The sequence below is a fragment of the Planktosalinus lacus genome (assembly GCF_014640155.1).
GTDB classification, from domain to species: Bacteria; Bacteroidota; Bacteroidia; order Flavobacteriales; family Flavobacteriaceae; genus Planktosalinus; species Planktosalinus lacus.
Genome location: NZ_BMGK01000007.1, coordinates 1 through 12,898 on the forward strand (window position 1 = coordinate 1; position 12,898 = coordinate 12,898).

The following is a 12,898-nucleotide window of genomic DNA, read 5'->3' on the forward strand; positions in this document are numbered from 1 at the left end:
CTTCCGGATACAGAGGCACCCACAGCGCCCACAAACCTAACGGCATCTGATGTCACACAGACCAGTGTAGATTTAGCCTGGACTGCCTCGACGGACAATGTGGGGGTAACGGGATATGATGTTTATGAAGGCACGGACTTACTGTTTTCAGTAACGGGCACTTCCACGACAGTTACGGGATTGACGGCCAGCACTTCGTATGATTTTTCAGTAAAGGCAAAAGATGCCGCCGGAAACATATCCGGTTCAAGCAATGTTGTTACAATAACTACAGAAAGTGGTAGTATAACATATTGTGATTCTTACAGTACAAACTCAAATAGTGAATGGATTGAAACAGTTCAGTTAGGGAATATCAATAACAATTCGGGAAATAATGATGGCTACGCAGATTTTACAAACTTGTCAACCACTATAGTAAAAGAATCCAACAATTCAATTACTATAATACCAGGATGGCCTAGAAGAAGTCAAAAAGAGACTTATCGAGTATGGATAGACTTTAATCAAGATGGAAATTTTGAAGGACAAGGAGAACTGGTAGTCAACATCAACAGAACAGATGCTTCTTCAGTTGGAGGAAGTTTTACTATTCCTTCATCTGCACTTGAAGGTTCAACCAGAATGCGTATTTCAATGAAGCGAAACAATTCTGCAAATTCTTGTGATATTTTTTCTAATGGTGAGGTTGAAGACTATACCGTTGTAATTTCAGGTAGCGAGGGCCTTAACGGAGATGAAGCTAACAATGATACTAAAGCTCAATTTAAAGTTTATCCAAACCCAGTAAAAGGAAACGTTTTAAACTTAAAGCTATCGGAAGCTGTTGGAGCTGAAACAAAAGTGTTTAATATGCTAGGTCAGGTAGTAACTCAACAAATATTTAATTCTATATTGGATGTTTCAAATTTAAACAGTGGTGTTTATTTGGTTGAAGTTACCACTGAAAATGGACTAACATTTAGAAAACGCTTTATCAAGGAGTAATGCTTTATAAAATTAAAATAAAAGCCCGCATTTTGGCGGGCTTTTTTGTTTTATAATCATTTTGATTAAATTGTAAGGATTTCCTCTGGGATTAAAATTTCCTCATTTCTCAATCTTAAAAAGACTTGTGCTACTGCCACGGTGTCTTTTTCACAATAACGAATAATGCGGTCAATGTCTTTCTCATTATAATAAACATCACGCACCTGACTACCATCAATATCGTCTTTTGGAGAAGGAATATCCAATATATGGGTGAGAAGCTTTAAGGATGTAAAATGTTTATAATCACCAAACTTCCAAAGCTCAAGCGTATCCAGATGAGGAACCTCCCAGGGCTTTTTTCCAAACAAATTCAACTTCGAAGGCAAATCAATACGGTGAATAATCATTCGTCTTGCAATAAATGGAAAATCAAACTCTTTGCCGTTGTGTGCACACAATACATTATGCGGACTGTTAAAGTGTGTGTCTAGCAGATTTTTAAAATCTTGAAGCAGTGTTTTTTCTTCACCGTAAAAAGAGGTAACTCTAAAATTCTTTAGATCACCTTTCAATACAAAATAACCCACTGAAATACAGATGATTTTCCCAAATTCAGCCCAAATACCTGCACGGTCATAAAACTCTTCAGGGGTATGCTCGTCACGTCGTTGGTATTCGGTTTTCTTTTCCCAAAGCAATTTAACAGAGTCCTCTACATCTTCAAAGTGCTCGTGAACCGGAACTGTTTCGATGTCCAAAAAAAGTATGTGTTCGAGGTTTATTTTGTTGAGCATAGCATTAAATTTATTTTAACATTTCATACGCTTCTTCAAGATAAGTCCAGTAATTAACAGGGTATTGATTATCATCACTTAAGGGGCCCTTCATATGTCCTAATCTAACTACAATTAAATTATCCTCAGGAATTACCATCACATATTGACCTAAATGTCCACGTAATGCATATTGATGCTTTCCATTAAACTCTTTGATCCATACACCATAACCATAAGGAGATTCAGGAAAACGCCTTTGTGTTGAAGTTGCGACAAAAGTGGAATCGAGAATTTGATTCCCATTTAACTTACCAAAATTTTTATATAACTTTCCAAAACGGGCAAAATCTCTAGCATTGGAGGCAAAACAACAATAAGCTTTTACCAGGCCATTTTCACTACTGTCCAATTGCCAAAGGGCATCGTTTTTTGCACCAAGAGGTAGCCAGAAGGCTTCAGAAAAGTATTCGGCTATTTTTTTTCCACTGGCTTTTTCAATAACCATAGCAAGTAATTGAGTACTTCCACTAAGGTATTTGAATTCAATTCCCGGTTCTTCTACTATATCTAGCTCCAACATCATTTTATCAAGTTCATCATAAAAATAGGCTTTAGTTGTAATAGAGAAAGGACTGTAGTATCGTTCATCCCAATCCAAACCTGATGCCATTGATGAAAGATCGCCAACTGTTGTTTTTGTGTCTTTATATTTAGGAAAGAAATCTCCCAGAGGCTGATCAAGACTTTGAATATGTCCATCCATTATGGCTTTTCCTAACAAGGCTGAAATAAATGTTTTTGCCATCGAAAATGAGTTTGTTAAACTATTGCTGTCAAAACCATCATAATATGCCTCATGAAATATACTGTCATTTTTAATGATTAAATAAGCAATAGTGCCATACTCCTCGTGGGTTTGAATTAATTTTTCTGTAGGTAAAACCTCGTTATAGCTTGAATGCAACGGCCAAGATATCGGATAACTACCGGCCTTTACGGTGTCATTATCAAAGGATTTGTAATCTTCCAAAAAGGCTGTAGTATGACCTTTTAAATAGATCGTTCTTATAGCTTTAAATAAATATGTGACATCAAAAAGGTAAGCTAGAATTATGATAACACCACTTATGATCAGGAGGGTAGATAGTAAACGTTTCAATACTTTAGATTTAGATTGTTCCTATAAAAATAGCAAAAAATGTTAAATAAGAAACTTTTCTAGAAAAGGGATATTTGATTTGAAGGGTTTTCGAGCTCTATCAAGTGTTTTTTTCTCCACAACCCTCCGGCATATCCTGTTAAAGAACCATCACTGCCAATCACCCTGTGACAGGGAATCACAACCCATATAGGGTTTTTCCCATTTGCAGCAGCAACGGCTCTAATTGCTTTGATGTCGCCTACCTTGGAAGAAAGTTCCATATAAGAAATTGTTTTTCCATAAGGAATTTCCTGTAATGTCTTCCATACTTTTTGCTGAAACTTGGTTCCTTGTGGATTGAGTTTGAGATCAAACTCCTGGCGCTCACCGGCAAAATATTCCTGTAGTTGTAAAACACAATCTCTCAGGTTGAGAGGGACTTCATCAGAAATCAACTGCTGGTCGTCCAAAATTGAAATGTGTGTGATGCCTTTTTCATCTCCTTCAATTGAAGCAATACCCAAAGGAGTTTTTAAGAATGCTGTTTCCAATGCTGAAGATTAAAATTGTTCTAAAAACTGAATGCGTTTTTCAATGGGAGGGTGGGTAGCGAAGAGTCCACCCAATTTGCCAAAAAAGTTAGCCGAAGTGTCTTTTGGTGTGTTTTCAATAAAAAGTTGTTGTACTTCCTCGCTTTTTACTTTTACGTGATGATTAGGTGCAATTTTCTTTAATGCGGAAGCTAATGCCCAGGGTTTGCGTGTCATTTCAGCTGCACCACTGTCGGCCATATATTCCCTTCTTCGGCTTAAAGAAAATTTAAATAGCAAAGAGAAAAGATATGCCACGGCAGCAACAATCAAAATGATAATCATTAATTTTCCGGAGTCCCTGTTGTTTCTTCTGCTTCCCATTCCACCATAGAGAAAACCCCTGAAAGCGATTTGCACCACAAATGCAAAAATCCCCACAAAAATAATGCTCACAACCAGTAAGCGGACGTCTTTGTTTCTAATATGCATTAATTCGTGAGCAATCACGCCCTCAAGTTCATCATCATTAAGTGTGTCAATAATTCCACGGGTAAGGGTTACTGTGTAGTCCTTTTCTTTGATGCCGCTTGCGTAAGCATTAAGAGCATCACTTTCTATAATCTGGACTTTCGGCATACGCATACCCACACTCATACAAAGGTTTTCCACAAGGTTATACACCCGCATATTCTCTTTTCGCTCCAGCGTTTTGGCACCGGTGGCAAGAGAAATCATTTTGTTGTGGGCAAAATATGCGATGAGAAACCACACAAGAACGATTGCAGTCACAAAAGGAATTGCCTGTACAAACAAATCAATTGCAAGATCAGGATTGGGATTTCCATATTCATCATAGGTTAAAAAGTAAACCACGGCAAATACTGCAGCTAATACCAGTAAGGGAAATGCTATGAGCAGGAGAATAGACTTTTGGTTATTCCTGCGAATTTGTTTTTGTATGCCAATAAATTGCACGGCTTAAAACTTAACCTCAGGAGCCTTGTCTAAATCTGCCCTTTGTGTTTCCCCTAAATCAAACATGGGTTCGGTTTTGAATCCAAACATTCCTGCAAAAATAGTGTTGGGAAATTTCTGAACAGCAATATTGAGCTCTTTAGTAGCTGCATTGAAAAATCTGCGCACTGCTGCCAGTTTATTTTCAATGTCTGAAATTTCATTTTGTAGTTGTAAGAAATTTTGACTGGCTTTCAAATCAGGATAGGCCTCTACTTGCACGTTTAATCCCCTGATAGCAGATGTTAATTGTTGCTCAGCTTCAATTTTTTCATTGATAGAAGAGGCGTTCATAGCTTGTGTTCTTGCATTTGTAACAGCTTCAAGTGTTCCCCGCTCGTGCTCCATATAACCTTTTACTGCGCCTAAAAGTTGAGGGATTAAGTCGTGGCGTTGTTTAAGTTGTACATCAATATCTGCAAAAGCATTTTCTCGATGATTTCTTAAACTAACGAGGGTATTATAAATTGATACCAGCCAAATGCCGAGTAATACAATTATTCCGATAATAATTAATGTGCTGCTCATAATTCCTTTTGATTAAAATTGTTACTATCCTCAAATATAGCCAATTTGACGCCTTTCCTTTCAAAAAGTTTCAAAATTTGTTTAAAAGATTTACTTGGAGTCTGAGTCAGACTTTGGGCTTATAATTCCTAAACGCTTGGCACGAATTTCCCAGTTTTTTCTAGCCATGGCTTGCATGTCTGCTACGTTATCACTCTCATCCATAATTTCAAGCCCCAGGAGAGTCTCAATGATATCTTCCATGGTGACTATTCCAATGGGGTTGCCATACTCATCACTTACAATAGTTATATGTGTGCGTTTTTCAATCAAAATCTCAAAAAGTTCAGGTATGGGGGTATCACTGGATGTTGTAAGCACTTCTCTTTTTAAAGTGCTTAAAGGTTCGGGACCTTTTTGATCAATCATTTCTTCAAGTACATCATCTTTAAGAATAAAACCTGTAATGTTGTTGGATCGCTCTTTATAAATGGGTATTCGGGAGTGCTTTAAATGCTTGTTTTCTTCATAAAACTCTTCAATACTGGTGTCTTCATCTTCTGTGATTACAACAGAAAATGGTGTCATAACATCTTTCGCTTGAACATTTCTAAAAATTAGAAGGTTTTTGATAAAGGTGGTTTCATTTTCCTCAAATACACCCTCTTCTTCGGCTGTATGTGTCATAACGAGAAACTCTTCCCTGCTAAAGGTATGTACGTGTGCAGATTTTCCAATTAATTTAGTGGTCAAGGTTAAAAACCAAATGATTCCTGTATACTTTAGAGGAAAGATTAAAATAGTTAAAGTTATGGCTGTAAATGAACCTAATGATTTCCAATAAGAGGCACCAATTGTTTTTGGAATGATTTCTGAAAGCACTAAAATCAAAAAGGTCATTATAGCAGAAATAATTGCCACAGAGTTGTCACCGCTACCAAAAGTAATTTCTGCCTGAACTCCAACAAGGATAGCTCCGACAGTGTGAGCGATAGTGTTGAATGTAAGAATAGCCGTTAATGGAACATCGATATCCTTTTTTAAATTAATTAACTTTTTTGCATAGGATTTTCCCTCGTTCATTTTCATTTTTAAAAAAGAGGGGCTAAAACTTAGAAGTGCAGCTTCTAAAATGGAACATAAAAAAGAAAAGAAAATTGATACTGATGCGTATACAATTAATAAGGCCATAGTTGTATTAAAAGTTAATACAAAGCTACTTAATAAATCTTATATGTGTTGAAGTATTTTAATAAATTTTTCCAAAATTTACAACAAAGTTGTTAGTTTTTTATTCATAAAAGCGGGCTTTTTTGAGCCCGCTTTTATATATTATAAATGTTTTTCAATTAATTTTACCCATTTTGAAACTTCATGAGAACTTTGATGTGCATCAGTGCCTACTTGTTCATCAAAAAACACAATTTGATGGGTGGGGGTTTCTTTTGATTTAAATTGAAGTTCAATAGCAACTTTTTCTATGACTTCAGTTTTTGTTCGGGAAGTCTTTGGTGCCAATTCCTTAATCATTTGAACCTTATTGATAGAGCTTAGTGCAAAAAGCTCAATTTGATTCTCTTTCACAGGTACTGATGAAGTAACCAAATAACCTGAGATCTCATCAATTCCAATAAATAAGGCCTGAAATATTCCAGTTTCGTTGAGTTTAATTGATTTTGATTTGCACAAATCCTCAACTTTTTTAACTGTTTTTTTCTCTTTTCGGGATTGGTTGGTGATTGCGTAAATAACAGGTACTACAAATAATAATAACAGGCCAATGCCTATTTCAATTGATACTATATCCATTTCTTTTAAATTTTTATGTTGTTTGATTTTTGTGTAAAAAGTTTGTATTGCTTTAAAAAAGCAACGAAGTGATTTTAGAAAAAACCAAAGAACCTTTACAGAAAGAAATGGAAAGGAAAAATCTGGATGGTTAATACACCCCTGAAGTCGATGAGATAGTTTGAACCCTCAGCAGAATCTTTAGTTGTAATGGAATGATAGCTTCCTAAAAATCCACTTTTGTATATGGAAGCAGAAGAAACAACAAGCTCAACCGAAGCAATATTGACTTCCTGAAATACAATTGCTTTCGTGCTTTTGGTTTTGAATAAAGCAAGTTCCTCCTGTGTATTTATAATTTCTGAAGATAGCGATGAAACATTACCAAAAGACAAGACAGGCTGCAGGAAGACCAACAGCAGGGGGAGTATACGTAGCCAATTATATTTTTGCACTTTCACAATGCAAGATTACAACAAAAAATGATTCGTGATTCTTAAAGTATAGATAATTATTTTAAGAAATCAACTTCACCACATCCTTGGCAAAATAAGAAGCAATTATCCCTGCCCCGGCTCTTTTGATAGCAGTAACCTGCTCCATCATCACGGCATCGTGATTGAGCCAGCCTTTTTCTGCTGCGGCTTTGAGCATGGCATATTCACCGCTCACCTGATAAACAGCTACAGGTACCGTTACAGCATCTGCAATCTCACGCACTATATCAAGATAACAAAGTCCCGGTTTTACCATAACAATGTCTGCGCCTTCGTCTATGTCCATCAAAGTTTCCCTAAGCGCTTCCTCCCGATTGGCGGGGTCCATTTGATAGGTTTTTTTGTCTTTGGGAATATCTTGAACATCCACGGGAGCAGAATCGAGCGCATCGCGAAAGGGCCCGTAAAACGCTGAAGCATACTTGGCACTGTAGCTCATGATACCTGTATTGTGAAACCCTTCGTCTTCCAGCAGCGTGCGGATTTCAAAAATGCGGCCATCCATCATATCGCTGGGAGCTACAAAATCAGCTCCGGCTTTGGCGTGTGATAAGGACATTTCAGCTAAAACCGAGTTGGTTTCATCATTCAAAATCTCACCGGCGTGGATTATACCATCGTGACCATAAACTGAGAAAGGGTCCAAAGCTACATCAGTCATAACCAGCATTTCAGGACAAGAATTTTTTACTGTTTTGATGGCGCGTTGCATCAGTCCGTTGGGGTTTAATGCTTCGGTACCTTTGTTGTCTTTCAGTTTGTCATCTACTTTTACAAAAAGCAATACAGATTTTAAACCTAAGCTCCAAAGCACTTTCACCTCTTTTGAAAGATTGTCAAGACTCAATCGGTAATAATTGGGCATGGAAGCGATTTCTTCTTTCACTCCCTTGCCTTCTACCACAAAAAGCGGTACAAGAAAATCATTGGGTGTTATGATGGTTTCACGCACTAAACTTCTTATCGTCTCGTTGGCGCGTAGTCTTCGGTTTCTTCTTAGTGGATACATAGTTGTAGTGTTCAGTTTCAGTGTTCAGTTATACCCATTCTTTCGGGTTCTTTAATACGTCAAGTAGTTTAGCTTCTTCAGTATTTTTCTCGGGATGGTGGTCATATTTCCATTGTACTGTGGGAGGCAAACTCATCAAAATACTTTCAATGCGGCCGTTGGTTTTCAATCCGAAAAGGGTTCCCTTATCATGGACTAAATTGAATTCCACATAACGGCCACGGCGAATTTCCTGCCATTCTCTCTGTTCGGAAGTGTAAGGCAACCCTTTTCTTCTTTCAACAATGGGCACATAGGCTTCCAGAAAACTGTCGCCCACTTCGGTAACAAAGTTATACCAGTCTTCCATTGTGAAATCATTCTTTTCTTTGCAATAGTCAAAAAACAAACCGCCTAAACCACGTCCTTCCCCGCGATGGTTGTTGTAAAAATAGTCATCGCATTTCTTTTTATATTCCGAATAGAAATTGGGATTATGATTGTCACAGGCTTTTTTACAAATGCTGTGAAAATGTATGGCATCTTCTTCAAAGAGGTAATAAGGCGTTAAATCCTGCCCGCCACCAAACCAGCTGTCGATGACGCTTCCTTCTTTGTTATACATTTCAAAATAACGCCAATTGGCATGCACTGTAGGAACCATGGGGTTTTTGGGATGTAAAACAAGACTCAATCCACAAGCAAAAAAGTCGCAATCCTGTACATTAAAATACCCCTGCATCGCTTTGGGCAATTCCCCGTGAACGGCTGAAATATTCACACCTCCTTTTTCAAAAACATTTCCATTTTCAATAACTCGTGTTCTTCCGCCACCGCCCTCTTTTCGGTCCCATATATCTTCCTGAAATGAGGCTTTGTTATCTACTTCTTCTAGTTTGGAAGTGATAGTGTCTTGCAATTGCTGTATGTAGTTGTAAAATTTTTCTTTCATTCCCCTACCCCCGCGAAGGCGGGGGTCTCGTTATTAAGTTATCAAATCCTCAATATAAACAAATTCACTTTTATTTCCCTTTATTTCTTCAATGGAACTCACTTTCACCGCAGTTTGCATTTTTTCTTTAAGCACAGCAATAATACTTTCTTCTTCCATATTTTGCATTTGCTTTTCAGCGAAAAGTTTTCTGCCGATTTCATTATTGTGCAAATCCATACTCATTTCCAGTTCATCATTTGGAGCCAGTTTTTCGTGCAAATCGGTAATGGTTTTTGCCCATTCTACCGATTTCTCCACCGAATCATTTTTTGCAAAACACTTTTTTGCAATCAACACGTTCCACAATGCGTGCCTGAACGCATTGGTCACATTGTTTTTATGATGGGCTTTTTTAAACAATCGATCACAAATCTGCACTGTTTTTAAAGTCGCCCTGTGGGTTGGAAAAAAGTAGGTAGGACGTTTCATAAATGTCCCGGCCAGTGAAAAAAACTGTTTGAAGTTTAGGTTTTTAATTCGATTCCAAACAGCCATATCATTTTTTTATCCTTTATATTCCTTCACGGCCTCTATAAACGCACCTGCATTTTCCAAAGGAATATTGGGCAAAATACCGTGGCCTAAATTGACGATGTATTTGTCTTTTCCAAATTCATTAATCATTTGAGTGACCATACGTTTGATTTCCGCCGGTGGTGAAAATAAGCGTGTGGGGTCAAAATTTCCCTGTAAAGTAATGTTGCCGCCTGTTAAATAACGCGCGTTTCTCGGCGAACAAGTCCAGTCCACTCCCAAAGCAGTAGCTCCGGATTTTGCCATAACATCCAGCGCAAACCAGCAGCCTTTTCCAAAAGCAATCACAGGCGTTTCCTCTTTCAAGGCATCAATAATTTGCTGCATATATTTCCAGGAGAATTCCTGATAATCTGAGGGTGAAAGCATCCCGCCCCAACTGTCAAATAGTTGAACAGCGTTGACACCGGCTTTTACTTTTTCTTTCAAATAGGCGATGGTGGTGTCTGTTATTTTTTGAAGCAAAGTGTGTGCTGCAAGTGGCTGGGTAAAGCAAAACTCTTTGGCGAGGTCAAAGTTTTTTGAGCCTTGTCCCTGAACGCAATAACACAAAATCGTCCACGGCGAACCTGCAAAACCAATTAACGGAATTTCATTATTCAGTTTTTCTTTGGTCATTTTGATGGCATCCATCACATACCCAAGGGTTTCCTGAATATCCGGAACAATCACGTTATCCACATCTTTCTGGGAGCGAATAGGCTTAGGCAACCATGGTCCCACACCGGGTTTCATTTCCACATCAATATTCATCGCCTGAGGTATGACCAAAATATCACTAAACAAAATCGCAGCATCCATCCCATAACGGCGAATGGGCTGCACAGTAATTTCTGAAGCCAGCTCTGGGGTTTGACATCGGGTAAAGAAATCATATTTGGCTTTGATTTCCTGAAATTCGGGCAAATAGCGCCCGGCCTGACGCATCATCCATACCGGTGGACGGTTAACTGTTTCACCTTTTAAAGCCCGAAGGAATAAATCATTTTTTAAAGAAGGGTTTTCCATATGCTTATTTGTGGGATGCGTAATATATTACGCATCTATATTATTTATATTTTTTGAAATATTTCACTATCTGCACAATCACATTCTCAATCGTGGGTTTTGTGGCAACATTTATTTCATTAGTATATTTCCCAACTTCAGCGGCAGTGGTCGTTCCAATGCAGAAAGCTGTCGTGTTTTTCAAGTTATTTCCTTTCGTAAAACTATCCACAGCACTGGGACTAAAAAATAGGACACCATCAAATGTGCGTTCAAAATTTTTGGGTTTTAGAACGGTTTGATAGACTTCAATTTCAGTAAAGTTTACTTTATGTTTTTTCAATAGTTCCGGAATTTCATCCCGTCTCAAATTTCCGCAAAAAAAAGTAAATGATTCATCAGCAAATTTATCAACAATGATTTCAGCCAACTCTTTTCCGTAATTGGTCATTACTTTTACTTTATAGCCATTTCCCTCCAACAATTCCTTTGTTTTTTTACCCACACAAAAACAATTTTCAATCTGAACTTTTTTATCTAACAGAGCTTTTACGGTATTTTGACTAGTGATAATGGCGTTATCAATTTTGGTTTTCACTTCAAAATACTCGGGTCTAATGGCTATAGCATTGTATTCCACCAAACTGATGCCGGCTTGCAACAAGAGGCTGCGCTGGCTTTCAGTGAGTTTTTTTGTGGACAATACTGTTGGCATATCAATCACCCGCGGAGGCGTGGGTCTCGTTCTTAGTTAATTCTGATAATTAAATTTCTTCCCTCCATCCTGCACTTCAATTTTTACAATACTATCCATTGGAATTTCTCTGCTAAGTCCTTGTATGAATCTAGAGCGACCTCCTTTAAGTGTGTCATTTTCCAATATTACAGTGTCAAAATATAAATGAAATTTTTTTCCATTCATATGAGTAACTCTCATTTCTATTGAAGGAGAGTTTTTTAAATACATTTTCTTCCCGTCTTTATCTAAAACAATAATTTGATTTAAATTATTGGAATGGTATTTTATGTTGTGAAAATTCAAAGGGTTATTTATTTCTACTTCTTTCAAGTTTCTTGTTTCGGTCTTAATCATTTGCTCGCGAAAGCTGTCTGTGGGAATGGTATAAGTCTTACAAGAAAACAACAAAAGCATTACCGCAATGAAGGTGGTGGGAAGGATTAGTTTTTTCATTTTATTTAATCAATTTGATTTATTTAGCAAGCTTTACTTTAATCTCCTCCATCAATTCCCTTCCACCATTATTCAAAAGCTCTTTCGCACATAATTGACCCAATCCATTACTTTCCTTAACACTTGCCGTTTTTTGCACAGAATATTTTTGCATACCGTCAAGGCTTAAGAGGTTACCTTCAAAATGAATTTCATCAACATTTATCGTTGCCAAAGCACCAATGGGAGCCGTACAACCGCCTTCCAAAACTTTTAGAAATTCACGTTCGATGTGCACACAAATTTCAGTTTCACGGTGGTTAAGCTTGGATAAGGCTTCACGTATGAAAGTATCTTTTTCCATCGCAACCACCAGCATAGCGCCTTGAGCGGGTGCCGGCAACATCCATTCAAGTGGTAAAAAATCTTTGGGTTTCAGGTTGATGCGTTCCAGACCGGCTTCGGCGAAAATGGCACCATTCCAATTATTGTCTTTTAACTTTTGCAAGCGTGTGTTGACATTTCCACGCAAATCCACTACTTGATGATTGGGGTATTTATTGAGCCATTGTGCTTTTCGGCGTAAGCTTCCGGAAGCGATGGTTCCTTTTTCTTCATTTAGAAACTCGATTCCTTTATGTAAAAGGATGTCTTTGTTTGATGCACGTTCCAAAACGGCAGCTTCAACAATGCCTTTAGGTAAAGTGGTTGGCACGTCTTTCATAGAATGAACGGCGATGTCTACCTTTCCGGTAATCATAGCTACATCCAGGGTTTTGGTAAAAATTCCGGTAATACCCATTTCATAAAGCGGCTGGTCAAGGTTGAGGTCGCCTTCAGATTTTACGGGAACGAGTTCGGTTTTGTAACCTAAATTTTCAAGTGCTGATTTCACTTTATTGGCTTGCCAAAGTGCAAGCTCACTGTCTCGGGTTCCGATTCTAATAATTCCCGTATTGGCGGGAATATCTTCGTTGTGAGCTGAATTTCCCAAGA

At 37.8% G+C, this 12,898-nt stretch carries 16 protein-coding genes; 1 reads left to right on the plus strand and 15 read right to left on the minus strand.

From position 1 onward, the window contains the following. Window positions 1-987: GEVED domain-containing protein (locus IEV69_RS09110; protein WP_188441695.1), on the plus strand; the 987-nt coding region annotated here is incomplete at its 5' end. A gap of 65 nt (window positions 988-1,052) precedes the next feature. On the opposite strand, the gene IEV69_RS09115 is transcribed toward IEV69_RS09110, so the two are convergent. From IEV69_RS09115 to hemC, 15 genes are all read right to left on the minus strand, one after another. Next, on the minus strand, window positions 1,053-1,766 hold the full coding sequence (locus tag IEV69_RS09115; protein ID WP_188441697.1) for a 3'-5' exonuclease: 714 nt from the start codon (window positions 1,764-1,766) through the stop codon (window positions 1,053-1,055). A 10-nt stretch (window positions 1,767-1,776) separates the two neighbouring features. Beyond that, a complete protein-coding gene (locus IEV69_RS09120; protein WP_188441699.1) occupies window positions 1,777-2,907 on the minus strand; it encodes a serine hydrolase domain-containing protein in 1,131 nt (376 codons plus the stop codon). A gap of 59 nt (window positions 2,908-2,966) precedes the next feature. Continuing rightward, the gene (locus tag IEV69_RS09125) at window positions 2,967-3,440 is read right to left on the minus strand and encodes a methylated-DNA--[protein]-cysteine S-methyltransferase (protein ID WP_188441701.1); all 474 of its coding nucleotides are present in this window, start codon (window positions 3,438-3,440) and stop codon (window positions 2,967-2,969) included. 9 nt (window positions 3,441-3,449) lie between these two features. Next, window positions 3,450-4,397 (minus strand): M48 family metallopeptidase, encoded by a 948-nt coding sequence (locus tag IEV69_RS09130; RefSeq protein WP_188441703.1) that lies wholly within the window; start codon window positions 4,395-4,397, stop codon window positions 3,450-3,452. 3 nt (window positions 4,398-4,400) lie between these two features. Next, window positions 4,401-4,964 (minus strand): LemA family protein, encoded by a 564-nt coding sequence (locus tag IEV69_RS09135; protein ID WP_188441705.1) that lies wholly within the window; start codon window positions 4,962-4,964, stop codon window positions 4,401-4,403. A gap of 90 nt (window positions 4,965-5,054) precedes the next feature. Further along, window positions 5,055-6,134 (minus strand): CNNM domain-containing protein, encoded by a 1,080-nt coding sequence (locus tag IEV69_RS09140; protein WP_188441712.1) that lies wholly within the window; start codon window positions 6,132-6,134, stop codon window positions 5,055-5,057. Between the two features lie 141 nt (window positions 6,135-6,275). Next, window positions 6,276-6,752 (minus strand): hypothetical protein, encoded by a 477-nt coding sequence (locus tag IEV69_RS09145; protein ID WP_188441714.1) that lies wholly within the window; start codon window positions 6,750-6,752, stop codon window positions 6,276-6,278. Window positions 6,753-6,847: 95 nt separating this feature from the next. After that, entirely contained in the window at window positions 6,848-7,192 is a 345-nt protein-coding gene (locus IEV69_RS09150; protein WP_188441716.1) for a hypothetical protein, read from the minus strand. A gap of 55 nt (window positions 7,193-7,247) precedes the next feature. Further along, the gene (gene hemB / locus IEV69_RS09155; RefSeq protein ID WP_188441718.1) at window positions 7,248-8,237 is read right to left on the minus strand and encodes a porphobilinogen synthase; all 990 of its coding nucleotides are present in this window, start codon (window positions 8,235-8,237) and stop codon (window positions 7,248-7,250) included. A gap of 28 nt (window positions 8,238-8,265) precedes the next feature. Beyond that, window positions 8,266-9,168: an oxygen-dependent coproporphyrinogen oxidase gene (gene hemF, locus IEV69_RS09160; RefSeq protein WP_188441720.1), complete on the minus strand. Its 903-nt coding sequence runs from the start codon at window positions 9,166-9,168 to the stop codon at window positions 8,266-8,268. A 33-nt stretch (window positions 9,169-9,201) separates the two neighbouring features. After that, entirely contained in the window at window positions 9,202-9,705 is a 504-nt protein-coding gene (locus IEV69_RS09165) for a DUF6973 domain-containing protein (RefSeq protein WP_188441722.1), read from the minus strand. A gap of 9 nt (window positions 9,706-9,714) precedes the next feature. Further along, complete coding sequence (gene hemE / locus IEV69_RS09170) at window positions 9,715-10,752, minus strand: uroporphyrinogen decarboxylase (protein ID WP_188441724.1); 1,038 nt, start codon at window positions 10,750-10,752, stop codon at window positions 9,715-9,717. A gap of 40 nt (window positions 10,753-10,792) precedes the next feature. After that, the gene (locus IEV69_RS09175; protein WP_188441726.1) at window positions 10,793-11,446 is read right to left on the minus strand and encodes a uroporphyrinogen-III synthase; all 654 of its coding nucleotides are present in this window, start codon (window positions 11,444-11,446) and stop codon (window positions 10,793-10,795) included. Between the two features lie 36 nt (window positions 11,447-11,482). Beyond that, window positions 11,483-11,923 carry a hypothetical protein gene (locus IEV69_RS09180; RefSeq protein ID WP_188441728.1) on the minus strand — a complete coding sequence of 147 codons (441 nt, stop codon included), beginning with the start codon at window positions 11,921-11,923 and terminating at the stop codon, window positions 11,483-11,485. Window positions 11,924-11,942: 19 nt separating this feature from the next. After that, a complete protein-coding gene (hemC, locus tag IEV69_RS09185) occupies window positions 11,943-12,896 on the minus strand; it encodes a hydroxymethylbilane synthase (protein WP_229741413.1) in 954 nt (317 codons plus the stop codon). Window positions 12,897-12,898 lie beyond the last annotated feature (2 nt).